The organism is Pantoea sp. B270 (genome assembly GCF_018726825.1).
GTDB classification, from domain to species: domain Bacteria; phylum Pseudomonadota; class Gammaproteobacteria; order Enterobacterales; family Enterobacteriaceae; genus Pantoea; species Pantoea dispersa.
Genome location: NZ_JAHCSX010000003.1, coordinates 227,557 through 252,184 on the forward strand (window position 1 = coordinate 227,557; position 24,628 = coordinate 252,184).

The 24,628-nt window shown below is 57.5% G+C and carries 22 protein-coding genes; 15 read left to right on the forward strand and 7 right to left on the reverse strand.

Annotation, left to right across the window (positions count from 1 at the left end; all coding sequences use genetic code 11):
• Positions 1-515 precede the first annotated feature (515 nt).
• Positions 516-2,495: a biosynthetic arginine decarboxylase gene (speA, locus tag KOL70_RS20565; protein ID WP_215481496.1), complete on the reverse strand. Its 1,980-nt coding sequence runs from the start codon at positions 2,493-2,495 to the stop codon at positions 516-518.
• Positions 2,496-3,291: 796 nt separating this feature from the next.
• Between speA and metK the strand changes: the two genes are divergently transcribed.
• From metK to ruvX, 8 genes are all read left to right on the forward strand, one after another.
• Positions 3,292-4,443 carry a methionine adenosyltransferase gene (gene metK / locus KOL70_RS20570; RefSeq protein WP_215481497.1) on the forward strand — a complete coding sequence of 384 codons (1,152 nt, stop codon included), beginning with the start codon at positions 3,292-3,294 and terminating at the stop codon, positions 4,441-4,443.
• A 520-nt stretch (positions 4,444-4,963) separates the two neighbouring features.
• Positions 4,964-6,358, forward strand: a complete 1,395-nt coding sequence (locus KOL70_RS20575; protein ID WP_031279461.1) for a sugar porter family MFS transporter — start codon at positions 4,964-4,966, stop codon at positions 6,356-6,358.
• Positions 6,359-6,462: 104 nt separating this feature from the next.
• Positions 6,463-6,975 carry a SprT family zinc-dependent metalloprotease gene (locus KOL70_RS20580; RefSeq protein WP_088517903.1) on the forward strand — a complete coding sequence of 171 codons (513 nt, stop codon included), beginning with the start codon at positions 6,463-6,465 and terminating at the stop codon, positions 6,973-6,975.
• Positions 6,976-7,052: 77 nt separating this feature from the next.
• Complete coding sequence (gene endA, locus KOL70_RS20585) at positions 7,053-7,760, forward strand: deoxyribonuclease I (RefSeq protein WP_127834530.1); 708 nt, start codon at positions 7,053-7,055, stop codon at positions 7,758-7,760.
• 73 nt (positions 7,761-7,833) lie between these two features.
• Positions 7,834-8,565 carry a 16S rRNA (uracil(1498)-N(3))-methyltransferase gene (gene rsmE / locus KOL70_RS20590; protein WP_021506632.1) on the forward strand — a complete coding sequence of 244 codons (732 nt, stop codon included), beginning with the start codon at positions 7,834-7,836 and terminating at the stop codon, positions 8,563-8,565.
• 96 nt (positions 8,566-8,661) lie between these two features.
• The gene (gene gshB / locus KOL70_RS20595) at positions 8,662-9,606 is read left to right on the forward strand and encodes a glutathione synthase (RefSeq protein ID WP_021506631.1); all 945 of its coding nucleotides are present in this window, start codon (positions 8,662-8,664) and stop codon (positions 9,604-9,606) included.
• Between the two features lie 85 nt (positions 9,607-9,691).
• Positions 9,692-10,255: a YqgE/AlgH family protein gene (locus KOL70_RS20600; RefSeq protein ID WP_021506630.1), complete on the forward strand. Its 564-nt coding sequence runs from the start codon at positions 9,692-9,694 to the stop codon at positions 10,253-10,255.
• Positions 10,255-10,671: a Holliday junction resolvase RuvX gene (gene ruvX / locus KOL70_RS20605; protein WP_058757113.1), complete on the forward strand. Its 417-nt coding sequence runs from the start codon at positions 10,255-10,257 to the stop codon at positions 10,669-10,671. Before KOL70_RS20600 ends, ruvX begins: the two co-directional genes overlap by 1 nt.
• A 66-nt stretch (positions 10,672-10,737) precedes the next feature.
• Here ruvX and KOL70_RS20610 read toward each other — a convergent pair whose 3' ends face one another.
• Positions 10,738-11,730: a type IV pilus twitching motility protein PilT gene (locus tag KOL70_RS20610; RefSeq protein WP_215481498.1), complete on the reverse strand. Its 993-nt coding sequence runs from the start codon at positions 11,728-11,730 to the stop codon at positions 10,738-10,740.
• Positions 11,731-11,746: 16 nt separating this feature from the next.
• Between KOL70_RS20610 and KOL70_RS20615 the strand changes: the two genes are divergently transcribed.
• From KOL70_RS20615 to hemW, 4 genes are read left to right on the forward strand one after another with little or no spacing between them, the layout of a single operon-like run.
• Positions 11,747-12,454: a YggS family pyridoxal phosphate-dependent enzyme gene (locus tag KOL70_RS20615; RefSeq protein WP_021506627.1), complete on the forward strand. Its 708-nt coding sequence runs from the start codon at positions 11,747-11,749 to the stop codon at positions 12,452-12,454.
• Positions 12,455-12,466: 12 nt separating this feature from the next.
• Entirely contained in the window at positions 12,467-13,021 is a 555-nt protein-coding gene (locus KOL70_RS20620; protein ID WP_021506626.1) for a YggT family protein, read from the forward strand.
• Positions 13,022-13,041: 20 nt separating this feature from the next.
• Positions 13,042-13,635 carry an XTP/dITP diphosphatase gene (locus tag KOL70_RS20625; protein ID WP_215481499.1) on the forward strand — a complete coding sequence of 198 codons (594 nt, stop codon included), beginning with the start codon at positions 13,042-13,044 and terminating at the stop codon, positions 13,633-13,635.
• Complete coding sequence (gene hemW / locus KOL70_RS20630; RefSeq protein ID WP_058757116.1) at positions 13,628-14,758, forward strand: radical SAM family heme chaperone HemW; 1,131 nt, start codon at positions 13,628-13,630, stop codon at positions 14,756-14,758. The genes KOL70_RS20625 and hemW overlap by 8 nt, the downstream gene beginning before the upstream one ends.
• Before the next feature lie 70 nt (positions 14,759-14,828).
• Here the strand turns inward: hemW and KOL70_RS20635 are convergent, their stop codons facing one another.
• From KOL70_RS20635 to trmB, 4 genes are all read right to left on the reverse strand, one after another.
• Positions 14,829-17,084, reverse strand: a complete 2,256-nt coding sequence (locus KOL70_RS20635; RefSeq protein WP_215481500.1) for an Ig-like domain-containing protein — start codon at positions 17,082-17,084, stop codon at positions 14,829-14,831.
• Between the two features lie 210 nt (positions 17,085-17,294).
• Positions 17,295-18,011: a DUF2884 domain-containing protein gene (locus KOL70_RS20640; RefSeq protein WP_058757118.1), complete on the reverse strand. Its 717-nt coding sequence runs from the start codon at positions 18,009-18,011 to the stop codon at positions 17,295-17,297.
• A 288-nt stretch (positions 18,012-18,299) separates the two neighbouring features.
• On the reverse strand, positions 18,300-18,626 hold the full coding sequence (locus tag KOL70_RS20645; protein ID WP_021313105.1) for a YggL family protein: 327 nt from the start codon (positions 18,624-18,626) through the stop codon (positions 18,300-18,302).
• Positions 18,626-19,345 carry a tRNA (guanosine(46)-N7)-methyltransferase TrmB gene (trmB, locus tag KOL70_RS20650; protein WP_021506621.1) on the reverse strand — a complete coding sequence of 240 codons (720 nt, stop codon included), beginning with the start codon at positions 19,343-19,345 and terminating at the stop codon, positions 18,626-18,628. The genes KOL70_RS20645 and trmB overlap by 1 nt, the downstream gene beginning before the upstream one ends.
• Positions 19,346-19,499: 154 nt before the next feature.
• Between trmB and mutY the strand changes: the two genes are divergently transcribed.
• From mutY to mltC, 3 genes are read left to right on the forward strand one after another with little or no spacing between them, the layout of a single operon-like run.
• Positions 19,500-20,585 carry an A/G-specific adenine glycosylase gene (mutY, locus tag KOL70_RS20655; protein WP_215481501.1) on the forward strand — a complete coding sequence of 362 codons (1,086 nt, stop codon included), beginning with the start codon at positions 19,500-19,502 and terminating at the stop codon, positions 20,583-20,585.
• A complete protein-coding gene (locus tag KOL70_RS20660; RefSeq protein WP_010617014.1) occupies positions 20,585-20,857 on the forward strand; it encodes an oxidative damage protection protein in 273 nt (90 codons plus the stop codon). Before mutY ends, KOL70_RS20660 begins: the two co-directional genes overlap by 1 nt.
• 54 nt (positions 20,858-20,911) lie before the next feature.
• Positions 20,912-21,991 carry a membrane-bound lytic murein transglycosylase MltC gene (mltC, locus tag KOL70_RS20665; protein WP_021506619.1) on the forward strand — a complete coding sequence of 360 codons (1,080 nt, stop codon included), beginning with the start codon at positions 20,912-20,914 and terminating at the stop codon, positions 21,989-21,991.
• 67 nt (positions 21,992-22,058) lie between these two features.
• Here mltC and KOL70_RS20670 read toward each other — a convergent pair whose 3' ends face one another.
• The gene (locus KOL70_RS20670) at positions 22,059-24,206 is read right to left on the reverse strand and encodes an ornithine decarboxylase (RefSeq protein ID WP_215481502.1); all 2,148 of its coding nucleotides are present in this window, start codon (positions 24,204-24,206) and stop codon (positions 22,059-22,061) included.
• Between the last annotated feature and the right edge of the window lie 422 nt (positions 24,207-24,628).

The window sequence follows — 24,628 nt, forward strand, 5'->3', positions numbered from 1 at the left end:
ACTGCATGTTTCACATAAAGATCAGATAATTCTTAGGATCTGAATTTTTACTTATCGGCCTTGACAAAAAATAAAATCCATACTCAATTGATTAATAAGCAATAAATTATACGGCGTTGGTATAAATTCTGGCTTTGCGCTTAAGATGGGATATTGCACTGCTTAAAGCGGGATTCCAGAAAGCGCCAAAAAAACGACAGACTGCACAGCGCTCACCCAACGCCTTATGCTTAAATTTTTATTATAGATAGCCAGAAACTCATAAAAGAAAGATTGGTCATTTGCGGGCAGGTGCAACACTAAGCCGCAGATTTAAAAAACGTTTTTTTTGCTGCCGATGCGCTTTCGCTGCTGAATTAAGCAGATAGGTTTTGTTAATAAACGGTTTGAATTTGCTGTTTCGGCCGGGATAATTTCAGAGTGATAGCGATCACGAATTGAATAAATGACAGGAAGGATTGTCAGGGAAGGTGATAATAACGGGCTCCAGCCGGAGCCCGTTGCGGGAAATACACTTACTCGTCTTCGAGATAGGTGTAGCCGTAAAGCCCACTCTCAAACTCTTCAAGGAACTGCGCCCGCAGCTCTTCGTCAATATCCTGCTGCTGTTTTACCTGATCGCGGAATAACGTCATCAGATCGTTAGGATTGAGCTGCACGTATTGCAGCATATCCGCCACGGTATCCCCTTCATCAGACAGCTGCACTTCTACGCTGCCATCCGGGAAGGCGAATACGTCAACCGCTTCGGTATCGCCAAACAGGTTGTGCATATTGCCGAGGATTTCCTGATACGCCCCGACCATAAAGAAGCCCAGCATCGGTGGATTATCCACATCGTATTCCGGCATTGGCATGGTGGTGGCAATACCGTCGCCGTCAACGTAGTGATCGATGGTGCCATCGGAATCACAGGTGATATCCAGCAGTACCGCACGACGCTGCGGAGTTTTGTTCAGTCCTTCCAGCGGCAGCACCGGGAACAGCTGATCGATGCCCCACGCATCCGGCATCGACTGGAACAGCGAGAAGTTGACGTAAATCTTATCCGCCATGCGCTCCTGCAGCTCATCAATGATCGGCCGATGGGCGCGGTTGCTCGGGTCAAGGTGCTGCTGAATATAGTGGCAGATGCTGAGATACAGCTGCTCTGCCCAGGCACGCTGACCGAGATCGTAGGTGCCTGACGAATAGCCGGTATGGATGTCGAACAGGTCCATCTGGCTGTCATGCAGCCATTCGCGCAGCGAACGGCGTACGCTTGGCTCGTGCATCTCCTGCCAGGTATCCCACAGGCTCTGAATCGGGCGCGGTGAGTCGGCATCCGGTGCGACCGGCGTACTGAATTCATTGCGCTCAACGCCGATGATGTTGGAGACCAGCACGGTATGGTGCGCGGTCACCGCACGCCCCGATTCCGTAATCACGGTCGGATGTTCCAGACCGTGCTCTTCACAGGCGTCGCCGATGGCCCAGATCACGTTATTGGCGTATTCGTTCAGGCCGTAGTTGACCGAGCAGTCTGACTGCGAACGCGTGCCTTCGTAGTCAACCCCAAGCCCGCCGCCGACGTCAAAGCACTTGATGCTGACGCCCAGCTTCGCCAGCTCAACATAGAAGCGCGCCGATTCACGCACGCCGGTGGCGATATCGCGAATATTGGACATCTGCGAGCCGAGGTGGAAATGCAGCAGCTGCAGACTATCGAGACGACCCGCTTTGCGCATGATATCGACCAGCTGCAGCACCTGCGATGCCGCCAGACCAAATTTGGATTTCTCGCCGCCGCTCGACTGCCACTTACCGGATCCCTGCGATGCCAGACGGGCGCGAATGCCGAGGCGCGGCACCACGTTCAGCCGCTCGGCTTCTTCCAGCACCAGGCGCACTTCGGTCATCTTCTCAATCACCAGATAGACTTTATGGCCGAGCTTTTCACCAATCAGCGCCAGACGGATATATTCGCGGTCTTTGTAGCCGTTACACACAATCACCGAGCGGGTTTTTCCGGCGTGCGCCAGCACCGCCATCAGCTCAGCTTTGGAACCCGCCTCCAGCCCCAGCGGCTCGCCGGAGTTGACCAGCGATTCAATCACGCGCTTATGCTGGTTAACTTTGATCGGGTAAACCAGGAAGTAGTCGCCCTTATAGCCGTAAGATTCACGCGCGCGTTTAAAGGCGGCATTAATCGAACGCAGACGGTGCTGCAGAATTTGCGGGAAGCAGAACAGCGCAGGCAGGCGCTGGCCGTCGGCCTCGCGCTCTTTAACCAGCTTCGCCAGGTCAACGCGCACTTCCGGCTGATCCGGATCCGGGCAGACGCTGATGTGGCCGAGTTCGTTGACGTCGTAATAGTTGTTTCCCCACCAGGCAATGTTGTAGGTGCGCAGCATTCTGCTTGCGTCCTGATCGTTCATCGCCACCTCCTGCATCGAGCGGAGTACACCCTGTTCGCCAGCTGACGAACCCTTGATATTCTTCATGTCGTCAGACATCACGAACCTCAATTTTCCGTTGAAATATGAAAAAGTTGCCGGATTTTGCTGCTACTGCGCCGGATGGAAATTTCCTCATTCTGCTTATCTTGCCTCAGCAGGTTACCGTGCGCCTTACTGAGGTTAAGTGTAAAACACCGTGCCGGAAGCGGTGCACAACGGGGCAAAATCGTCCCGCATCACCTCACCACAGGCGAGTGAAACACAGCAGAGAAACTGGGGGAATAGCTTAGCCGGCGCTCGTGTCGGGATAATTACCGCAGCGCAGAAAACTTCGACGAGAGAAAAGAGCAGAACTGGAAATGGAAAGGCGTGCCAGCGCGCCAGAACGGCGCCGTGAACCGAAGAGAGCGAAAATGTGGTTCATTGTTTTTATCACCTCCAGCGCCTGCTAACAGCATGCGGAAACGGAGTGGATGAAAATCAGATCAACAGCCTCTGACAGCGCGACGCACGGGGGCGTCATCCATGGGACAACTGCGGCGTTTTATACAGTCTGACGCGGCAAAATGCAAAATCTTTGTCGGCGCGCTGCGGCGGGTGTCAGGAAAATATTCCAGTTGATCTGTAGCGATAAATGCGGATGGCGAAAAAGCACTGGAAAAACGCGCACTGAGTGACCTAAAATAGCCGTCCAGATGGTTTTCCATCTAAACTGATTAACATCCAGGCGGTGTGAGCCTGGTACGCTGACACTTCCTACTGCTTGCGGCTTTGCCTGAAGGGGCGTCGAGCTGGCATCATCCCGCTTACGCTATGCAGTCGAATTCAAACCATTTGCAAGGTAAAGAACAGAATGGCTAAACACCTTTTTACATCCGAGTCCGTATCAGAAGGACATCCTGATAAAATCGCCGATCAGATTTCCGATGCCGTGCTGGACGCCATCCTTGAACAGGATCCTAAAGCACGCGTCGCCTGCGAAACCTACGTAAAAACCGGTATGGTGCTGGTTGGCGGTGAGATCACCACCAGCGCCTGGGTCGATATCGAAGAGATCACCCGTAATACCGTACGTGAAATCGGCTATGTTCATTCCGATATGGGCTTTGATGCTAACTCCTGTGCGGTGCTGAGCGCGATTGGTAAACAGTCGCCGGACATCAACCAGGGCGTAGACCGTACCGATCCGCTGGAACAGGGCGCGGGCGACCAGGGCCTGATGTTTGGTTACGCCACCAATGAAACCGACGTGCTGATGCCGGCACCGGTGACCTACGCGCACCGTCTGGTGCAGCGTCAGGCTGAAGTGCGTAAAAACGGTACGCTGCCATGGCTGCGCCCGGATGCCAAAAGCCAGATTACCTTCCAGTACGACGGCGGCAAGATTGTCGGTATCGATGCGGTAGTGCTGTCAACTCAGCATTCAGAAGAGATTTCACAGGCCGATCTGCGTGAAGCGGTGATGGAAGAGATCATCAAGCCGGTACTGCCGACCGAGTGGATTAACGCCAGCACCAAATACCACATCAACCCAACCGGTCGTTTCGTGATCGGCGGCCCGATGGGCGACTGCGGCCTGACCGGTCGTAAAATCATCGTCGATACTTACGGCGGCATGGCTCGTCACGGCGGCGGCGCGTTCTCCGGTAAAGATCCGTCGAAAGTTGACCGCTCAGCGGCTTACGCTGCGCGCTACGTGGCGAAAAATATCGTTGCCGCTGGCCTGGCCGATCGCTGTGAAATCCAGGTTTCTTACGCGATTGGCGTGGCAGAACCGACCTCTATCATGGTGGAAACCTTCGGTACCGAGAAAATTTCAACCGAACAGCTGACGCTGCTGGTGCGTGAGTTCTTCGACCTGCGTCCATACGGTCTGATTCAGATGATGGATCTGCTGAAGCCAATCTACAAAGAAACCGCTGCCTACGGTCACTTTGGTCGTGAACACTTCCCGTGGGAACAGACCGATAAAGCCGCCCAGCTGCGCGAGGCCGCAGGCCTGTAATCTACGCGGGTGCGGGCAACGGCTCTCACCCCGCTCTTCTCTTAGCGGAGAAGGTAAATCGAGCCCGCGCAAGCGGGCTTTTTTACCGGCGAAATTTCCACTCTTTCGTCCCTGACCGCTTCCCCTATCCCGCCTTTGCACCATCACACTTTTTGTCTATACCACCGCAGGCGCATTTTTCAGCGCTGTCTACACTGTTAGCACTGCGCTTACAACAAAGTGTTAACGATTACATTTTGAAATCCTTTTAATATCTTCAATTTAGAGATTTTTCAGCGTAGTAACGGTGATGAAAATGCGTTATTTTCAGCGTCGTCTGATAGCCGATATTTATAGTGATGTCAGAAACTTAAAGGGTGCTATACCTTACTGGTTATGTGACTGATTCGGGCAAAAAATGCTGGATTACAGGGTTTCAGCGTGTGTAACCGATTACATCGATGTGATCGCACTCACTTTTTCCCGCAGGCAGCTTACTTAACATTGATAAAAACAAAGATGGATAAACTTCGGAGGCAATATGCCTGGTAATACTCACAAAAGCAGAACCTCAAACAAGGCGATGACCCTGTTTGTCTGCTTTCTGGCCGCTCTGGCGGGCCTGCTGTTCGGTCTGGATATCGGCGTTATCGCCGGTGCCCTGCCCTTCATCGCGAAAGATTTCAACGTTACCGCACATCAGCAGGAGTGGATCGTCAGCTCAATGATGTTCGGTGCTGCGGTCGGTGCTGTGGGCAGCGGCTGGATGTCTTCGCGTCTCGGCCGTAAAAAGAGCCTGATGGCCGGTGCCATCCTGTTCGTTATCGGTTCACTGTGGTCGGCGATGGCGCCAAACCCGGAAATGCTGATTGCCGCACGCGTGGTGCTCGGCCTTGCCGTCGGCGTTGCCTCTTATACCGCCCCGCTGTATCTCTCGGAAATCGCACCGGAGAAGATCCGCGGCAGTATGATTTCCCTGTATCAGCTGATGATCACCATCGGTATTCTCGGCGCTTACCTGTCTGACACCGCGTTCAGTGCCTCGGGCGACTGGCGCTGGATGCTGGGCATCATCACTATTCCGGCGGTGCTGCTGCTGGTTGGCGTGGTGTTCCTGCCAAACAGCCCGCGCTGGCTGGCGGCGAAAGGTGACTTCCGCGATGCACAGCGCGTGCTGGATCGCCTGCGTGACACCAGCGAGCAGGCGAAACGCGAGCTGGATGAGATCCGCGAAAGCCTGAAGATCAAACAGTCCGGCTGGCAGCTGTTCCAGAGCAATAGCAACTTCCGCCGCGCGGTGTTCCTCGGCGTGCTGTTGCAGGTGATGCAGCAGTTCACCGGCATGAACGTCATCATGTACTACGCACCGAAAATCTTCGAAATCGCCGGCTTCGCCAATACCACGCAGCAAATGTGGGGCACCGTGATCGTAGGTCTGGTGAACGTGCTGGCCACCTTTATTGCTATCGGTCTGGTGGATCGCTGGGGCCGTAAACCCACGTTGGTGCTGGGCTTCCTGGTGATGGCAGCCGGCATGGGTATCCTCGGTACCATGCTGCACATTGGCATTAACTCTGCCGGTGAGCAGTACTTTGCTATCGCCATGCTGCTGATGTTCATTGTTGGCTTCGCGATGTCAGCCGGTCCGCTGATTTGGGTACTGTGTTCTGAAATTCAGCCGCTGAAAGGGCGTGATTTTGGTATCACCGTCTCTACCGCGACCAACTGGATTGCCAACATGATCGTTGGTGCCACCTTCCTGACCATGCTGAACTCGCTGGGCAACGCGCCGACTTTCTGGGTCTACGCCGCGCTGAACGTGTTCTTTATTCTGCTGACGGTCGCGCTGATTCCGGAGACCAAAAACGTCTCGCTGGAGCACATCGAGCGCAACCTGATGTCGGGCAAAAAACTGCGCGATATCGGCCAGCAGTAAGGCCAGATGCGTTAACCGGGGCTGCCGCAGGGCGGCCCTTTTTTTATCTGCCGCCTGTGCGCATGCAGTTGCGTACCCCGCGGCAACGCCTTATGCTGCCGCACATGAAAACGCCACGTCTGCCCATCGCCCTGCAACAAGCCGTCATGCGCTCGCTGCGCCATTTTTTGCAGCTGGCTCAGCAAAAACTCGAACGTCATTTCGAAGAGCCGACGCTGGTTTATCAGCAGCGCGGCACGGCCGCAGGCACCGCGTGGCTGGAGCAGTGGCAAATTCGCCTCAACCCGGTGCTGTTGCTGGAAAACCAGCAGGCTTTTATTGATGAAGTGGTGCCGCATGAGCTGGCGCATCTGCTGGTGTGGAAAACCTTCGGCCGCGTGCCGCCGCACGGCAAAGAGTGGAAGTGGATGATGGAGGACGTGCTGGGCGTGCCCGCCCGCCGCACCCATCAGTTCGCAATCACTTCGGTGCGCAGCAATACCTTCCCCTATCGCTGTCGCTGCCAGCAACATCAGCTGACGGTACGCCGCCATAACCGCGTGGTGCGTGGTGAGAGCGAATATCGCTGTGTGCATTGCGGTACGCTGCTGCAACCCGGTGAATACGCAGCGGATTAGTCCGCGATTCTCATTCCCCGCGCCCGGCCATTCTGTTACGCTGCCGCCCTTTTCGGTACCAGGTTATTTTTTGGAATATGTCTCGCAAAACGCTGTTATTACTCTCTCTGCTGGTCGCGCCGCTCAGCGCGTACAGCCTCAGTCTCACCCATTACAACCAGAACAATTTTCAGCAGGCGAAAGTGGTCGCGGCAAAGATCAACGCGGATGCGCCGGCGGATTTTTATTGCGGCTGCAAAATCAGCTGGCACGGTAAAAAAGGCGTGCCGGATCTGAGCAGCTGCGGCTATAGCGTGCGCAAGAACGCCAACCGCGCGGAACGCATCGAGTGGGAACACGTCATGCCGGCATGGGAGTTTGGTCATCAGCGTCAGTGCTGGCAAAATGGCGGACGCAAAAACTGCAGCAAAGACGCAGATTACCGCCGCATCGAAAGCGATCTGCACAACCTGCAGCCAGCCATCGGCGAAGTGAACGGCGACCGCAACAACTTCCAGTACAGCCAGTGGAACGGTGGCGAGCAGCCGTACGGTCAGTGCAGCATGAAGATCGATTTTAAGCAGAAGCGCGCCGAGCCTCCCGAGCGCGCGCGCGGCGCCATCGCCCGCACCTACTTCTATATGCGCGACCAGTATCATCTGCGCCTGTCACGCCAGCAAACCCAGCTGTTCACCGCGTGGAACAAGCAGTATCCGGTCACACCGTGGGAGTGCGAACGTGACCAGCGCATCGCCGCGGTGCAGGGAAATCACAATTCCTGGGTACAGCAGGCTTGCCAGCGCTGAAAGCGCTACCCTACACTAGCTTTTTTCGATTGGGCCGCATCGCGCGATGCGGCATAACGCCGGCAGGAACCGCATGCGCATACCCCGCATTTATCACCCCGAAGCTCTAACCGTTAACAGTGAAGTTCTGCTTGATGAGGATGCCGCCAACCACGTCGGCCGCGTGCTGCGCATGAGCGCCGGACAGCAGATCGAGCTGTTTGATGGCAGTAATCTGACTTTTAGCGCCGAAATCACCCAGGCCGACAAAAAGCGTGTAAAAGTAAAGGTCCTTGCCAGCCAGCCTGACGATCGCGAATCCCCGCTGCACTTACACCTCGGTCAGGTGATGTCGCGCGGTGAAAAAATGGAATTCACTATCCAGAAATCGATCGAACTGGGCGTGAATGTGATTACGCCCTTGTTTTCTGAACGCTGTGGCGTAAAGCTGGATGCCGAACGCCTGGCGAAAAAGATTCAGCAGTGGCAGAAAATTGCCATCGCCGCCTGCGAGCAGTGCGGTCGTAATCGCGTGCCGGAAATCCGCGCCGCGATGACGCTCGAAGCCTGGTGCGCCGAAGCGGATGACGGCCTGAAGCTCAACCTGCATCCGCGCGCCAGCCACAGCATCAATACGCTGCCGCAGCCGGTTGAACGCGTACGGCTGCTGATTGGCCCGGAAGGCGGCCTGTCGGCAGAGGAAATTGCCATGACGGCGCAGCACGGCTTTACCGATATCCTGCTCGGTCCGCGCGTTTTGCGCACCGAAACCACGGCGCTCACCGCCATCACGGCACTTCAGGTGAGGTTTGGTGACCTCGGTTAAGGGATACTTTCAGCCCGAAGACACACGCAGATAACTGACCAGCACAACGCTTTCGCACGGAACGGGGTGGCTGAATTCCCCTTTGAGGAGAGAATAATGATTAAGCTTGGCATCGTTATGGACCCGATTTCGTCCATCAACATTAAAAAAGACTCCAGCTTCGCCATGTTGCTGGAAGCACAGCGCCGCGGTTATGAAATTCACTACATGGAGATGGGCGATCTGTCGCTGCGCGGTGGCGTGACTTACGCGCGCACCCGGCTGCTGAGCGTCGAGCAGAACTACGATCAGTGGTACACGTTTGGCAGCGAGCAGACTATCCCGCTGGCCGATCTTAACGTGGTGCTGATGCGTAAAGACCCGCCGTTTGATACCGAGTTTATCTACGCAACCTATCTGCTGGAGCGCGCGGAAGAGCAAGGCACGCTGATCGTTAACAAACCGCAGAGCCTGCGTGACTGCAACGAAAAACTCTACACCGCCTGGTTTGCCGACCTGACGCCAGACACGCTGGTGACGCGCAACAAAGAGCAGCTGCGCGCGTTCTGGCAGGAGCATGGCGATGTGATCTTCAAGCCGCTCGACGGCATGGGCGGCGCGTCGATTTTCCGCATCAAAAAAGATGACGCCAACTTCGGCGTGATCACCGAAACGCTGACCAACCACGGTCAGTTCTTCTGCATGGCGCAAAATTATCTGCCGGCGATCAAAGACGGTGATAAACGCGTGCTGGTGGTCGATGGTGAACCGGTGCCATACTGCCTGGCACGCATTCCGCAGGGCGGCGAAACCCGTGGCAACCTCGCCGCCGGTGGCCGCGGCGAAGCCCGTCCGCTGAGCGACAGCGACTGGGAAATTGCCCGCCGCGTAGGTCCGACATTGAAAGCCAAAGGGCTGATTTTTGTCGGCCTCGATATTATCGGTGATAAACTGACAGAAGTTAACGTCACCAGCCCAACCTGCATCCGCGAAATCGAGGCGGCGTTCCCGGTCTCCATCACCGGCATGCTGATGGACGCGATTGAAAAACGTTTGGGCTGAGGATGCCGCAGGAGTGAGAGCTCCGTGAACCACCCAAAGCCGGTGCAGCCGTTCAGCACCGGCTATTTTTGGTAAACGAGTGAGAATGAATTTACAGCACCATTTCTTGATTGCGATGCCGTCGCTGCAGGACCCTTTCTTCAAACGCTCGGTGGTGTATATCTGCGAGCATAACGAAGAGGGTGCCATGGGTTTGATCGTTAACAAGCCGATGGACAACCTGACGGTCGAAGGCATCCTGAAAAAACTTAAGATCAGCCCATCAGAACGCGATCCTGCCATCAAACTGGACAAACCGGTGTTTGCCGGTGGTCCGCTGGCGGAAGATCGTGGCTTTATTCTGCACTCGGCCCAGCGCGTGTTCTCCTCCAGTATTCGCATTTCTGACAATACGGTGATCACCACTTCACGCGATGTGCTGGAAGCGATCGGCACGCGTGAACAGCCAGAGAACGTGCTGGTAGCGCTGGGTTATTGCGCATGGGAGAAGGATCAGCTGGAAAATGAGCTGCTGGAGAATGCCTGGCTGACCACGCCGGCCAATACGCAGATCCTGTTCCAGACGCCGATTGCCGAACGCTGGCGTGAAGCCGCGCGCAGCATGGGTGTGGACATCCACAACATGACCAGCGATGCAGGGCACGCCTGATGGCCAGTGAAACGCTGCTCGGCTTTGACTTCGGTACCAAAAGCATCGGCGTTGCCATCGGGCAACAGCTGACCGGCACTGCGCGCCCGCTCACCGCGCTGAAAGCGCAGGACGGCACGCCGGACTGGGAGCTCATTGGTAAGCTGCTGAAAGAGTGGCAGCCGGATTACGTGGTGGTTGGCCTGCCACTCAACATGGACGGCAGCGAACAGCCGCTGACGGCGCGCGCACGCAAGTTTGCTAACCGGCTGCACGGCCGCTTCGGCGTGCGTGTGGAGCTGCAGGATGAGCGCCTGAGCACCGTTGAAGCGCGTGCCGATCTGTTCGAACGCGGCGGCTATCGCGCGCTGCAGAAAGGCCATATCGATTCGCAGTCCGCGGTGATTATCCTGCAGGACTGGTTCGAGACGCATTAAATCAGCCCGGACACGGCCGCGCGGTTTCGCGCCGCCGTGTCGACGGTTCTCAGGGCACGTCGCCGCTCAAATTAATCCCGCCTCACGCCGGGCCTGCTCGCTCTGAGCGAAAGTCTGCATCCCTGCCTGCGCGCCGGTCTGCAACACACCGGGCAGCTGATGCATTTTGCCTTCGCGGATCAGGTTAGCGACCGCCGGCGTCGCCACCAGCACTTCAAACAGGCCAATGCGGCCACCGGCTTTGGCGGCGACTAAACGCTGCGCCAGCACCGCTTTCAGGCTGCCGGCCAGCTGCGTGCGTACGAGGTTTTTCTCCTCGGACGGAAACACATCCACCAGCCGGTCCACCGCCTGCGTCGCGCCGCGCGTATGCAGCGTGGCCAGCACCAGATGGCCGGTCTCAGCAGCGGTCAGCGCCAGGCGGATGGTTTCGCTGTCGCGCAGCTCACCCAGCAGGATCACATCCGGGTCTTCACGCAGCGCCGCTTTTAATCCGAGCTGAAACGAAGCGCAGTGCGCGCCGATTTCGCGCTGCTGAATCAGCGAACGCTGGCTGTGATGGACGAACTCGATCGGATCTTCCAGCGTGATAATGTGGCGCGCCTGCTGACGATTAAGGCTATCCACCAGCGCCGCCAGCGTGGTGGATTTGCCGCTGCCGGTCGCGCCGGTGATGAGGATAAGCCCTTCCTCCAGCTGCAGCAGCGAGCGCACCACGTCCGGCAGCTGCAGGCGCGCTATATCCGGTGGCTGACTGGCAATCAGCCGCAGCGCCAGCGCCAGTCCGTGACGCTGGCGGAACAGATTGGCGCGCAGCCGGCTGCCGTTGCCGAGCATGATGGCGAAATCGACGTGACCGCTGCCAGCTAACTCGCTGCGCTGCGCGGCGCTAAGCCACTGCTCGCTAAAGGCCTGCAGCCAGCGCTCAGGCAAGCTGTGCTGTTGCGGTATTGGCTCCAGTACGCCCTGCCGGCGCCAGTGCGGTAAATGTCCGCTGCAAAGGTGCAGATCGGCCGCATTATGCTTTACACTAAGCGCCACAACGTCATCCAAATCCATTTAACTTCTCCTGACTATGACTTCCATTGAGCACAACTTACAGCAAGTGCGCGAGCGGATCGCTGCTGCCGCCGCGCGTTGCGGCCGCGCGCCAGAAGAAATTACGCTGCTTGCAGTGAGCAAAACCAAACCTGCGAGCGCTATCGCAGAAGCCATTGCCGCCGGACAGCGCGCCTTCGGTGAAAATTACGTGCAGGAAGGGGTTGAAAAAGTTGCCGAACTGGCCGCACATCCTGATCTGCAATGGCACTTTATCGGGCCGTTACAATCCAATAAAAGCCGTCTGGTGGCGGAAAACTTTGCCTGGTGCCATACCGTTGACCGTCTGCGTATCGCGCAGCGGCTGAACGATCAGCGTCCGGCCGCGCTGCCGCCGCTCAACGTGTTAATTCAGGTAAATATCAGTGACGAGCACAGCAAATCTGGCATCATGCTGGAGGCCGTCGCCGGGCTGGCACAACAGATTGCCGCCCTGCCGCGTTTGCGCCTGCGTGGGCTGATGGCGATTCCGGCGCCCGAGCAGGATTACGCGCGCCAGCTGGCGGTGTGCCAGCAGATGGCCAGCGCGTTTCGCGCCTTGCAACAGGACTATCCAGGCGTCGATACGCTTTCTCTGGGAATGAGCGACGATATGGATGCGGCGATTGCCGCAGGCAGTACGATGGTGCGCATCGGCACCGCGGTATTTGGCGCGCGGGATTATGCACGCCCTTCACAACAATAATTGAGGAACCTCATGTTAACACTGACGTTTTTAGTCAAAACGCTGATTGATCTGTACGTGATGGTGCTGCTGCTGCGCATCTGGATGCAGTGGTCACGCTGTGACTTTTACAATCCGCTGGCGCAGTTTGTCGTGAAGATCACCCAGCCGATTGTTAAACCGCTGCGCCGCATTTTGCCGGCGCTGGGACCGATTGACACCGCGTCACTGCTGCTGGCATTCGTGCTGACCACGCTGAAATATCCGATTCTGCTGCTGATTCAGGTCGGGGTGTTCTCCGTCGATCCGACCAACCTGCTGGTGGGCCTGCTGTCACTGGTCAAATCCGCCGGCTATCTGGTGTTCTGGGTGATCATCATTCGCTCGCTGATGAGTTGGATCAGCCAGGGACGCGGTGCGATGGACTATGTGCTGATCCAGCTGACCGAACCGCTGATGGCACCGATTCGCCGTATCCTGCCGGCGATGGGCGGCATTGATTTCTCGGCGATGATCGTAATTCTGGTGCTGTATGCGCTGAACTTCCTCGGTATGGATCTGTTCCCGGGTCTCTGGTACCTGCTGTAATTCGTTAATCTGGAACTGTTATGCAAAAAGTTGTGCTCGCCACCGGTAATCCGGGCAAAGTACGTGAACTGGCCGATCTGTTAGCGGCCTTCGGCCTGGATATCGTGGCGCAAACCGAGCTGGGCGTAGAGTCTGCCGAAGAGACCGGGCTGACCTTTATCGAAAACGCCATCCTGAAAGCGCGTCACGCTGCGCAGATCACCGGCCTGCCGGCGATTGCCGATGACTCCGGGCTGGCGGTCGATGCGCTGGGCGGCGCACCGGGCATTTACTCGGCACGCTATGCCGGCGTTGATGCCAGCGACCAGCAGAATCTCGACAAACTGCTGCAGGCACTGGAGCTGGTGCCGGACGGCGAGCGCCAGGCACAGTTCCACTGCGTGCTGGTGTACGTGCGTCACGCCTCCGACCCGACGCCGCTGGTGTTCCACGGCAGCTGGGCCGGGGAGATTACCCGCGCAGCTGCCGGTGAAGGCGGTTTCGGTTATGATCCGATCTTCTACGTGCCGGCGCTGGGTAAAACCGCCGCCGAGCTAAGCAAGGATGAAAAGCGTGCCGTGTCGCACCGGGGTAAAGCATTGACGCTGCTGCTGGAAGCGATGCGCAATGCCTGAGTTACCACCGTTAAGCCTTTATATCCACATCCCGTGGTGCGTGCAGAAGTGTCCGTACTGCGACTTCAACTCGCACGCGCTTAAAGGCGAAGTGCCGCACAGTGAGTATGTGCAGCATCTGCTCAACGATCTTGACCAGGATCTGCCGCTGACCGCCGGGCGCGAAGTGCGCACCATTTTCATCGGCGGCGGCACGCCCAGCCTGCTGAGCAGCGAAGCGATGCAGCAGCTAATGGATGGCGTGCGTGCGCGCCTGCCGCTGGCGGCGGACGCCGAAATCACCATGGAAGCCAATCCGGGCACGGTGGAAGCCGATCGCTTCAGCGGCTATCAGCGGGCGGGCATTAATCGGATTTCGATTGGCGTGCAGAGTTTCAGTCCGCAAAAGCTGACGCGCCTGGGGCGCATTCACGGTCCGGACGAGGCGGTCCGCGCGGCACAGCTGGCGGCCGGTCTCGGCCTGCGCAGCTTTAACCTCGACCTGATGCACGGCCTGCCGGATCAGTCGCTGGAAGAGGCGCTGGACGATTTGCGCCAGGCGATTGCCCTCAATCCGCCGCATCTGTCGTGGTATCAGCTGACCATTGAGCCCAACACGCTGTTTGGTTCACGCCCGCCGGTATTGCCGGATGACGATGCGCTGTGGGATATCTTTGAGCAGGGTCATCAGCTGCTGAGCGCCGCAGGCTATCAGCAGTATGAAACCTCGGCCTACGCCAAACCGGGCTATCGCTGCGAGCATAACCTGAACTACTGGCGCTTCGGTGATTACCTCGGCATCGGCTGTGGCGCGCACGGCAAGCTGACGCAGCCGGACGGGCGCATTGTGCGCACGGTGAAAACCCGTCATCCGCGCGGTTTTATGAAGGGCAACTATCTGGATAAGCAGCATGACGTGCCGGACGAGGACAAGCCGTTCGAGTTCTTTATGAACCGGTTCCGCCTGCTGGAAGCCGCGCCGCGCGCCGACTTTCAGCGCTACACCGGGCTGGACGAGGCAGTGATTCGCCCGCAGATCGACGCAGCCATCGCCGCCGGTTATGTGCAGGAGCAGCCAGAGCACTGGCAGATTACCGAAAAAGGCAAACTGTTCCTGAATTCGCTGCTGGAGCTGTTCATGTAAATTCAGCGGAGAAGGCGCGCGCCTTTTCCGCTGGCAGCCGTGCTGTGCGGCACGGCTGCATCTGTTACGCTCAGGCGACCATCACCTCATTATTGATTAACAGCGTCGCGCTGTGGTCGAGACTCTCAAACACCTGCCACACTTTGCCACCGCTCTGCTGCGTCCCCTGCTGCTGCCACTGCTGATAAAATTGCGTGCTATCGCTGAGCTGTACCACGTCGCCGGCATCACCATCAATCAGCCAGCTGCGCGTGCGCTCTGGCAGCAACACATCCTGATGCGCCTGCTGCAACAGCTGCTGCGCATCCAGCTGCAGCAGATTGTCTCCTGAGCCAGTGAGATCGATATGCTGCAGGCCGCTGATATGCTGCGTCAGCTGCTGATAATCAAGCTGCTGATGTTCTCCTTCCAGCACCAGCGCAGAGAAGCCCTGCAGCGGTTGTCCGCTGTGCGCCGCCAGCCACTGCTGCACATCATTCAGATGCAGCTGCGCGCCCTCCTGTTCCTGCGTTTCCGGCAGCGTATGGTGCTGTACCAGGCTCTCGTCTTTGCCCCAGCGCACAGTATCAATAATCCAGCCGACATCGCGCTTCACCAGCACGTTCCAGCACAGCACTTTTTTATAGGTATCCGGATCTTCGCCCGAATGGACGTCAATATAGCCAATCTGCTGGCCCGCCGGAGCCTGCCAGCTAAAGGTGTTCAGGCCCTGCTCAGACCGGCTGGCGCCACCGGGCTGCAGGTATTCGCGCCCCAGCAGCTCGCCGCTGGGGGAGAAGATATCCACGTAGGTATCGCAATTGTGGAGATAGCCATAATTGAACTCCACGTAATTGGTGGCGCCAAAATCAAACTGCACGACCGAATGATCCAGCATCTCAATCGCTTTGCTTTCATAGCCATCTGGCCGGTTCATGATGCCGGTATAGAAACAGTTGTTGGTGGTGCCATGTTTCAGTTCGGTGACTTTCAACCCGCCGTACTGATACACACGGCCGGTTTGCCAGCTGGTATTGGCGCGACAGTTCCAGTTCTCTTCGCCAGAACTGTGCTTTACGCCAGAGTCATAGTTAATCGCCCAGTTGGGCGCATAGTCACTGACGTTACCCGCCACATCGACCGCTTTTACCGTAAAGTTGTTGCTGCCCGGCTGCATGTCGCGGTCCGGGGTAATCTGCCAGCGCCCATCGGCCCCCACCGTCGCGCTGCCGGCTGCCACGCCGTTCTGGTACAGCGTCACCTGACTGTAAGGCTCAGCCTGTCCGGAAAAATCGAGCCGCTTATCGTCGGTGGTCTGGCCCGGCAGCACCGGCTGGATGGTGCCGACGTCATCGATAGCCTGCAGGATGGTGGGCGTGTTGATACGGGTGTCGATGGTCAGCGTCCAGCTGTCGCTCCATTGACTGACGTTGCCGGCTTTATCGCTGCTGCGGCTGCGAAAACGCCAGTCGCCGTCCGGCAGCAGATCCTGCGGCGGCGTCCAGTGCCAGTGGCCGCTGCTGTCGACGGTGGCCGTACCGCCGACAATCCACTTTCCGCCCGGTGCGGCATACTGAATGCGCACCACGCTGCCGGGCTCGGCTTCGCCGTGCAGTTCCGGCCGGACATCATCGGTGGGTTTGCCGCGGCCAAACTGGCCCTGATACAGCCCGCGATTGTCGTCGTAATAGCTGAACGTCGGCGTTTCCGGGGTAAGCGTATCGAGATGAAAGGTCCACTTCGGCGACGGCTGACTGCGGTTGTCGGCGCGGTCCTCGGCCTGCGCCGTCAGGTTATAGGTTCCGTCCTGCGGCAGATCGAGTTGTGCCTGCCAATTGCCCTGCGCATCGGCACGGACAGAGGCGAGAAGTTGGTTGCCATTATAGAGATAAACCAACGCGTTGCCTTCGGCCTGCCCGCGTACCACCGGCTGATCATCGTTGGTATAGCCGTTACGGCGGATGCTGTTACCGTCCTCCACGCCGCCGGCAACGTGGTCTTCAATCGCTTCGATGATCGGTCTGGCGGGCGGATGGGTATCGATATTGTAATCCACGCGCGTGGGTGCGCTGTGATTGCCGGCGGCATCCACGGCGGTAAAGGTGAGCTGGTATTCACCATCGGCCATCGGCTGCGGCGGCATCCACTCGAAGTGGCCATTGATCACCGGCACGTGTAGCGGATTGCCACCGTTAACCGTCACGATGACTTCAACGGCGTCCGGCGTTTGTACCGTTCCCTGCCAGCGTTTTTGCGGATCGTTGTACCAGCCGCGTTCGGCAACGATAACCACAGGGGGTGATAAAACCGGGTGTGAACTGGAAGCAGAGGTGTCAGAAAATAACATAAAATTTCCTTAAAAATTAATAAGTTCAATAGGCTGAATGCCCGTTGATATAGTTATTAATGCGGAAATTTTGTCGTTATCAGATTCGTCCCGAATCTAAGACAACCCGTTAAATCTTGGCTTAAAAGTTGCGGGGATAAAAAAGGCGCCACTGTTCAGAAGAACAATGACGCCGTGATGTTCCGTGCATTCAGCGGCAACGCGGCTGGCTTAGCCCTTTACGTTCTGCATCAGCGTCTTGCGCTGGCTCTCCAGTGCGGTCACCCGGTTACACACTTCATGACCGAAGTTCTGGAAATCCTGCTCCTGATTGTTCCATTCAGTCTGAATCGACTGCTGTAGCCCGCCGAGGTTGCCCATCAGCGCCTGTAACGGATTGCTGCCGCTGGCGGCCTGTTTGGTACCCATCTCGTTCAGGCTATCCTGCAACACCCCGCCCAGCGTGCTCTGCACCAGCTTCTCGCCGTCGGCGCGCACCTGCTCAATGGCCTGATGGTGGAAAGTCAGGCCATCCGGGCGATGCTCGATGATGCGGTTCATCTGCTGCTTCAGCTGACCGTTCAGCGTGGTCAGGCGATTGCGCACATTGCTGTCCGAGCCGAGTTTTTCGACAATCACTTTATCCAGCGCCACGCGGCCCCGCTCCAGACGGGTGGTTGCGCCGCTGTCGACCCACGGCAGATCGCGACGCAGCGCGTTCTGGTAGTCAATCGCCTGCTGGCGCGTGGCGTTATCGACGCTCACCGACTTGCCGTTGAACTGCACATCGCCCTGCGGCGTGATTTCAAGGTTGCCGTTGCTGCCCACCACCTGCACGCTCTGGGGTTTGATGATCACATCATCCTTTGGATTGACGCTGCACTGATAGTCAGCATGCGCCTGAGCCGCCGCCAGCAGCAGCGCGGCGAGAAGAGCCTTACGAACCATGAAATCTCCTGAGTATTCTGTGCGGGAAAGAGCAAGACAGTTTGCGGTTGTTACCAGGTCGCCATAAATGGCGACCCTACAAAGGACCATCCCCCGCAGGGTGCGCATTTATACGCTTCAGCATGCGGTCCAGGTCGCCATAAATGGCGACCCTACAAAGGACCATCCCCCGCAGGGTACGCATTTATACGCATCAGCATGCGGTCCAGGTCGCCATAAATGGCGCCCCCGTAAGGGCAATCCCCTGTAGGGTGCGCATTTATGCGCACCAGCATACTGTAATAAAACTTAGTCCCACCAAACGTCGAAGAGTTCAGTGACCTGAATATCGGCGAGATTTTTCTTTTCCAGCCAGTTACGCACCAGCTCGCGGTGCGCGTCGGTGCATTTGCCGGTCTGCTGCAGACACACCAGCCCTTCCCACACCAGATAGCCGCTGCCGTCATAGGCCAGACCATTCGGATCGATCACCTCATTGATGAACTGATCGAGCGTGGCATCCACCTCTTCCTCACTGGTGCCTTCGGCAAAACGCCAGGCAACAGAGAAGCCCAGCTCCTGAAACTCATCAACATGCAACTTTTTACGTAAACGGCGGCTACGTTTTACAGCCATTATTTCACCCTCTCAAACATCAGATCCCATACGCCATGGCCCAGTCGCTGCCCGCGCTGCTCAAATTTGGTTAACGGACGCGTTTCCGGACGCGGCACGTAATTCTGGCTCTCCGACTGATTGCTATAGCCATCGATGCTGCTCATCACTTCAAGCATGTGCGTGGCGTACTCTTCCCAGTCGGTCGCCATGTGGAACACGCCGCCCAGCTTCAGCTTGCGCAGCACCAGCTCGGCAAACGGTACCTGGACGATGCGGCGCTTGTTGTGGCGCGCCTTATGCCATGGATCCGGGAAAAACAGCTGCACCATGCGCAGCGAATTGTCCGGCACCATGTTCTCCAGCACTTCCACCGCGTCGTGACACATCACGCGCAGATTCTGCACGCCTGCCTCTTTGGCCGAGGCCAGACAGGCACCGACACCCGGCGCATGCACTTCAATGCCGAGGAAGTTCTGATGCGGATTGTTCTGCGCCATGGTCACCAGCGAGGCGCCCATGCCAAAACCAATCTCCAGCACCAGCGGCGCTTCGCGGCCAAACAGCGCGACCATGTCCAGCGGCTGCGGCTGATACTCGACGCCCATCTCCGGCCAGTAATTGTCGAGCGCGAGCTGCTGTCCTTTCGTTAAGCGCCCCTGGCGGCGCACAAAACTGCGGATACGGCGCAAAGGCCGCCCGTTCTCATCAAATTCCGGGGTGATGACGTCATTAATCATGTTGAAACCTGCTGGTTAGCCTGTTCAGGGAAACGGGCATTATGCAAAGTTAAGTAACAGAAGCAAGCCTTTGCAATCTTCCGGTTTACACCCTGATGTCTCTGTGCTGGAATTCCTGCCTGATTGTAGAGTAAACACGGAAAATTTCCTTCTTATGATGCAGGCGCCGCAGTTCGCGCAACAGGTGCTGGAGTGGTACCAACGCTTTGGCCGTAAAACTCTGCCGTGGCAGCTGGAGAAAACGCCCTATAAGGTGTGGCTCTCCGAAGTGATGCTGCAGCAGACGCAGGTTGCCACCGTTATTCCCTATTTCGAACGCTTTATGGCGCGCTTCCCCACGGTTGCCGACCTGGCCGCCGCGCCGCTTGATGAAGTGCTGCATCTGTGGACCGGCCTCGGCTATTACGCACGGGCGCGTAACCTGCACAAGGCGGCTAAACAGGTGGTTGAGCTGCACGGCGGCGTATTCCCGCCTCATTTCGATGACGTCGCGGCGCTGCCGGGCGTCGGCCGCTCCACGGCGGGCGCGATCCTGTCGCTGTCGCTTGGCCTGCATTTCCCGATCCTCGACGGCAACGTAAAACGCGTGCTGGCGCGCTGCTATGCAGTGAGCGGCTGGCCGGGCAAAAAAGAGGTGGAGAAGCGCCTGTGGCAGATCAGTGAAGACGTCACGCCAGCGGAAGGCGTCAGCCAGTTCAATCAGGCGATGATGGATCTCGGCGCGTTAGTGTGTACTCGCTCCCGCCCGAAATGCGAAATCTGCCCGCTGAATAGCGGCTGCGCGGCCTATGCACAAGGCAACTGGGCTGATTATCCCGGTAAGAAACCGAAAGTCACGCTACCAGAGCGCAGCGGCTGGTTCCTGATGCTGCAACACGGCGATGAGGTGTTTCTGGAGCAGCGTCCGCCAGTGGGTTTGTGGGGCGGCCTGTTCTGCTTCCCGCAGTTCACCAGTGAGCAAGCGCTGACTGACTGGCTGGCGGCGCGCGGCATCCACGCGAAACCGCAGCAGCTTACCGCGTTTCGCCACACCTTCAGCCATTTCCACTTAGATATTGTGCCTATGTGGCTGGCGTGGCCTTCCTCCGGGTCGCTGATGGATGAAGCCGGCGGTCTCTGGTATAACTTAGCGCAACCACCGTCAGTGGGGCTGGCCGCGCCGGTAGAGCGCCTGCTGCATGAGCTGCGCCATCCCCGGCAGCTTCAACTGCGAACCCGTTTGACCGAAGAGGAAGAGTAATGAGCCGCACCATTTTTTGTACTTATCTGCAACGCGACGCTGAAGGCCAGGACTTTCAGCTCTATCCTGGCGAACTGGGTAAGCGCATCTACAATGAGATTTCCAAAGAAGCCTGGCAGCAGTGGATGTCCAAGCAGACCATGTTGATCAACGAGAAGAAGCTCAACATGATGAACCCGGAAGATCGCAAAGTGCTGGAGAAGGAGATGGTGAATTTCCTGTTCGAAGGCAAAGATGTGCACATTGAAGGTTACACCCCGCCAGAAAAATAAACGTTCAGGGCCTCCCTTTGAGGCCCTCTTTTTCGAGTCAGGCACGCATTCACAATGAATAAAAAACTGATAGCACTGCTGGTCATCGCACCCCTGTTAGTCTCCTGCTCCGGACAAAAAAAATCGCAGTACCATGAAGAGTGGGTTAAGGACACCAACGGTTTTGACATTCTGATGGGGCAATTTGCCGCCAACATCGAGAATATCTGGGGAATCAATGAGGTTCTGATCGCCGGACCCAAGGACTACGTCAAATACAGCGATAACTATTACACCCGCAGTCACATCAACTTCGACAGCGGTAGCATCACCATTGAGACCATTTCCGGCACCGATCCGATGGCCAGCCTGCGTCAGGCCATCATCACCACGCTGTTGATTGGTGACGATCCAGGCAACGTCGATCTCTACTCCGACGCCAACGATATTCAGATCAGTAAAGAGCCGCTGCTGTACGGCCAGGTGCTGGATAATACCGGTCAGCCGATCCGCTGGCAGGGACGCGCCGGTAACTTTGCTGATTACCTGATCCAGAACAAACTGCAGAAACGCACCTCCGGGCTGCACGTTATCTGGTCGGTGACCATTCCGATGGTGCCTAACCACCTCGACAAGCGTGCGCATAAATATCTGCCGCTGGTGCGCAAAGCGGCCGAACAGTATGGCGTTGATGCCTCGCTGATTCTGGCCATCATGCAGACCGAATCGAGCTTTAACCCCTATGCGGTAAGCAACGCCGATGCGCTGGGTCTGATGCAGGTGGTGCAGCATACTGCCGGGGTCGATGTGTTCCGCATGAAGGGCAAATGGGGTAAACCGAGCCGCAGCTATCTGCTCGATCCGGCCAATAACATTGATGCCGGTACCGCTTATCTGTCGCTGCTGCAGAAGAGCTATCTCGGCGGGATTCAGGATCCGCTGTCGCGTCGTTACGCAGTGATCACCGCTTATAACGGCGGGGCGGGCAGCGTGCTGCGCGTGTTCTCCAGCGATAAAGACCGCGCCTTCGCCACCATCAACGGCATGTCACCGAGCCAGGTGTATCAGACGCTGACCACCAACCATCCGTCGGCCGAGTCGCGCCGCTATCTGTACAAAGTGAGCCAGGCACAGCGCAGCTACCACCGTTATTGATTAGCGCTCATCGCCACCTTCTCCCGCCTGCGGGAGAAGGTGCCGTGCGGTAGGGAACAGCCCCCTCCTACAACATCATATTCGCCACTAACCGCTTGTGCCCGCTGTCATCCTCCTCGGTGTAAACCCCCTGCAACTCCGGTGAAAAGCCCGGCAGCAGATTGATACCCGCTTCCAGCGCGAGGAAATAGCGCTGCACTGCCCCGCCCCAGGTTTCGCCTGGCACCACGCACAGCACACCCGGCGGATACGGCAGCGCTCCCTCAGCGGCAATGCGCCCTTCGGCGCTGGCGATCGGCACCAGCTCAACGTCACCGCGAATATACGCCTGATGCGCATCCTGCGGATTGACCTCGACTTTCGGGAAACACGCCTGACGGAACATGTCGCGCTGCAGATCCTTAACGTCGTAGCTGACGTACAAATCGTGCATCTCCTGGCACAGGCGACGCAGCGTGTAGCCCTGATAGCGCTCGACGTGCCTGCGATACACGCTCGGCAGCACTTCGGCCAGCAGCGCATCTTCCCGCACGTGCTGTTCAAACTGCTCCAGCATCGCCACCAGATGCGCCATTTTTTCCGGCGTTTCCGCTGGGGTCAGCAGGAACAGGATTGAGTTGAGATCGCACTTCTCCGGTACGATACCGTTCTCGCGCAGATAGTTGGCAAGAATGGTGGCCGGAATGCCAAAGCGGGTGTATTCGCCGCTGGTGGCATTGATGCCTGGCGTGGTGAGCAGCAACTTGCACGGGTCCACCAGATACTGTCCGGCATCGTAACCGGCAAAACCGTGCCACTTCGCGCCCGGTTCGAAGCTGAAATATGCAGGATCGGCGGCGATGGTGGCGGTTTCTGCCGCCTGCCATGGCTTGCCATGTACCTGCTCCGGCAGGAAGGGCTGAATCAGGCTGCAGCGCTCGAGGATTGCTTTGCGTGCCTCAATGCCCAGCGTGACGCAGTCGTGCCACATGCTGCGCCCCGCTTCGCCCTGATGCATTCTGGCGTTGATATCCAGCGCAGCGAACAGCGGATAGAACGGGCTGGTTGAGGCGTGCAGCATAAACGCGTTGTTCAGCCGCTTGTGTGGGCAGAAACGTTTCTGGCCGCGAATATGGTTATCTTTCTTGTGAATCTGCGAAGTCTGCGAGAAGCCCGCCAGCTGCTTATGCACCGACTGGGTGACAAAAATCCCCGGATCGTTCTCATTGAGCTCCAGCGTCAGCGGCGAGCAGCCGGCCATCAGCGGAATAAACTGCTCATAACCCAGCCATGCCGAATCAAACAGAATGTAGTCACACAGATGCCTGATGCGATCCACCACCTGGCGCGCGTTGTATACCGTGCCATCGTAGGTACCAAGCTGGATGATCGCCAGCCGGAACGGACGCGGCTGATCCACGCGCTGTGGCGCGACCTGGCGCACCTGCTCGCGCAGATACGTCTCGTCGAAACAGTGCGCATCAATGCCGCCAATAAAACCAAACGGATTACGCGCCGCTTCCAGATAAACCGGCGTGGCGCCCGCCTGGATCAGCGCACCGTGGTGGTTAGATTTGTGGTTATTGCGGTCAAACAGCACCAGATCGCCGCGCGTCAGCAGCGCATTGGTCACCACTTTGTTGGCGCTGGAGGTGCCATTCAGCACGAAGTAGGTTTTATCGGCGTTGAACACGCGCGCGGCATATTTCTGCGCATCCTTGGCCGAGCCTTCGTGGATCAGTAAATCGCCCAGCTTGACGTCCGCGTTACACATATCGGAGCGAAAGACGTTCTCGCCGTAGAACTCATAAAACTGGCGTCCGGCCGGATGGCGGCGGAAAAACGCCCCGCCCTGATGGCCCGGACAGGCAAAGGTGCTGTTTTGCATATCGACATAGCGCGTCAGGGTGTCGAAAAACGGCGGCAGCAGTTCCGCCTCGTACGCCTGCGCCGCCTGCTCCAGCGCCTGCCACTCTTCCGCTGCGCCGTTGATCTCTCCGGTCACGCCCGGCAGCGTCAGCACCGTGTCATCAAAGGCGTTCGCGACAAACACCGGCAGATTGAAGCCAGTCTGGCGCAGCAGCGTCAGCACGCCGCTGCGTGTATCGGCCAGCGAGACCACTACCGCGGCCACGTCGGTGAAATCGGTATTATCCAGCGTCACCACGTCGCGCGCGGTGTTGAGACTCAGGCTTGGCGCTACCGCTACGCTGGCAGCAATTTTCAATGGGTTCATAACACAAATCCCCGTAATGAAGGATGAGTGGGTGCCAGTGGCACAGCAATGAGGAAATTTCCCCGGCGAATAACGTCCGGCGGCCGCAACCGATAGACATCAGTAAAGCCAGATCGCGTCTGTCTTTACTCATATCCAACAGCGAACGGGGCGTAGCCTCACCGCATGGTGAGCGGGAAATGCGAACAACAGATGACAGAGGCGCGCTTGTCATGAAGCGCACGGCGACAAGTGCAGATGTGCATTGTACCGGACATGGCGGCGTCCTCAGCGATGAAGATGGGGAAGAAATTCGGGCGACATGATGGCATCTTTTTTTACCGGGAACAACCAATCAGCGCGGAATTTTGATGCAGAACGCCAATGCGCCACTTCATTGATTTACATGAATAATAGTTAAGGCGTCTATTTTTAACTGCCTG

Excerpts from the sequence above, each read along its gene's own strand:
- KOL70_RS20575 (WP_031279461.1), top strand. The coding sequence starts at position 4,964 with ATGCCTGGTAATACTCACAAAAGCAGAACCTCAAACAAGGCGATGACC.
- KOL70_RS20625 (WP_215481499.1), top strand. The coding sequence starts at position 13,042 with ATGCAAAAAGTTGTGCTCGCCACCGGTAATCCGGGCAAAGTACGTGAA.
- hemW (WP_058757116.1), top strand. The coding sequence starts at position 13,628 with ATGCCTGAGTTACCACCGTTAAGCCTTTATATCCACATCCCGTGGTGC.
- mltC (WP_021506619.1), top strand. The coding sequence starts at position 20,912 with ATGAATAAAAAACTGATAGCACTGCTGGTCATCGCACCCCTGTTAGTC.
- ruvX (WP_058757113.1), top strand. The coding sequence starts at position 10,255 with ATGGCCAGTGAAACGCTGCTCGGCTTTGACTTCGGTACCAAAAGCATC.
- KOL70_RS20620 (WP_021506626.1), top strand. The coding sequence starts at position 12,467 with ATGTTAACACTGACGTTTTTAGTCAAAACGCTGATTGATCTGTACGTG.
- rsmE (WP_021506632.1), top strand. The coding sequence starts at position 7,834 with ATGCGCATACCCCGCATTTATCACCCCGAAGCTCTAACCGTTAACAGT.
- trmB (WP_021506621.1), bottom strand. The coding sequence starts at position 19,345 with ATGATTAATGACGTCATCACCCCGGAATTTGATGAGAACGGGCGGCCT.
- KOL70_RS20580 (WP_088517903.1), top strand. The coding sequence starts at position 6,463 with ATGAAAACGCCACGTCTGCCCATCGCCCTGCAACAAGCCGTCATGCGC.
- KOL70_RS20640 (WP_058757118.1), bottom strand. The coding sequence starts at position 18,011 with ATGGTTCGTAAGGCTCTTCTCGCCGCGCTGCTGCTGGCGGCGGCTCAG.
- KOL70_RS20635 (WP_215481500.1), bottom strand. The coding sequence starts at position 17,084 with ATGTTATTTTCTGACACCTCTGCTTCCAGTTCACACCCGGTTTTATCA.
- KOL70_RS20610 (WP_215481498.1), bottom strand. The coding sequence starts at position 11,730 with ATGGATTTGGATGACGTTGTGGCGCTTAGTGTAAAGCATAATGCGGCC.
- KOL70_RS20615 (WP_021506627.1), top strand. The coding sequence starts at position 11,747 with ATGACTTCCATTGAGCACAACTTACAGCAAGTGCGCGAGCGGATCGCT.
- KOL70_RS20670 (WP_215481502.1), bottom strand. The coding sequence starts at position 24,206 with ATGAACCCATTGAAAATTGCTGCCAGCGTAGCGGTAGCGCCAAGCCTG.
- gshB (WP_021506631.1), top strand. The coding sequence starts at position 8,662 with ATGATTAAGCTTGGCATCGTTATGGACCCGATTTCGTCCATCAACATT.
- metK (WP_215481497.1), top strand. The coding sequence starts at position 3,292 with ATGGCTAAACACCTTTTTACATCCGAGTCCGTATCAGAAGGACATCCT.
- mutY (WP_215481501.1), top strand. The coding sequence starts at position 19,500 with ATGATGCAGGCGCCGCAGTTCGCGCAACAGGTGCTGGAGTGGTACCAA.
- speA (WP_215481496.1), bottom strand. The coding sequence starts at position 2,495 with ATGTCTGACGACATGAAGAATATCAAGGGTTCGTCAGCTGGCGAACAG.
- KOL70_RS20600 (WP_021506630.1), top strand. The coding sequence starts at position 9,692 with ATGAATTTACAGCACCATTTCTTGATTGCGATGCCGTCGCTGCAGGAC.
- endA (WP_127834530.1), top strand. The coding sequence starts at position 7,053 with ATGTCTCGCAAAACGCTGTTATTACTCTCTCTGCTGGTCGCGCCGCTC.
- KOL70_RS20645 (WP_021313105.1), bottom strand. The coding sequence starts at position 18,626 with ATGGCTGTAAAACGTAGCCGCCGTTTACGTAAAAAGTTGCATGTTGAT.
- KOL70_RS20660 (WP_010617014.1), top strand. The coding sequence starts at position 20,585 with ATGAGCCGCACCATTTTTTGTACTTATCTGCAACGCGACGCTGAAGGC.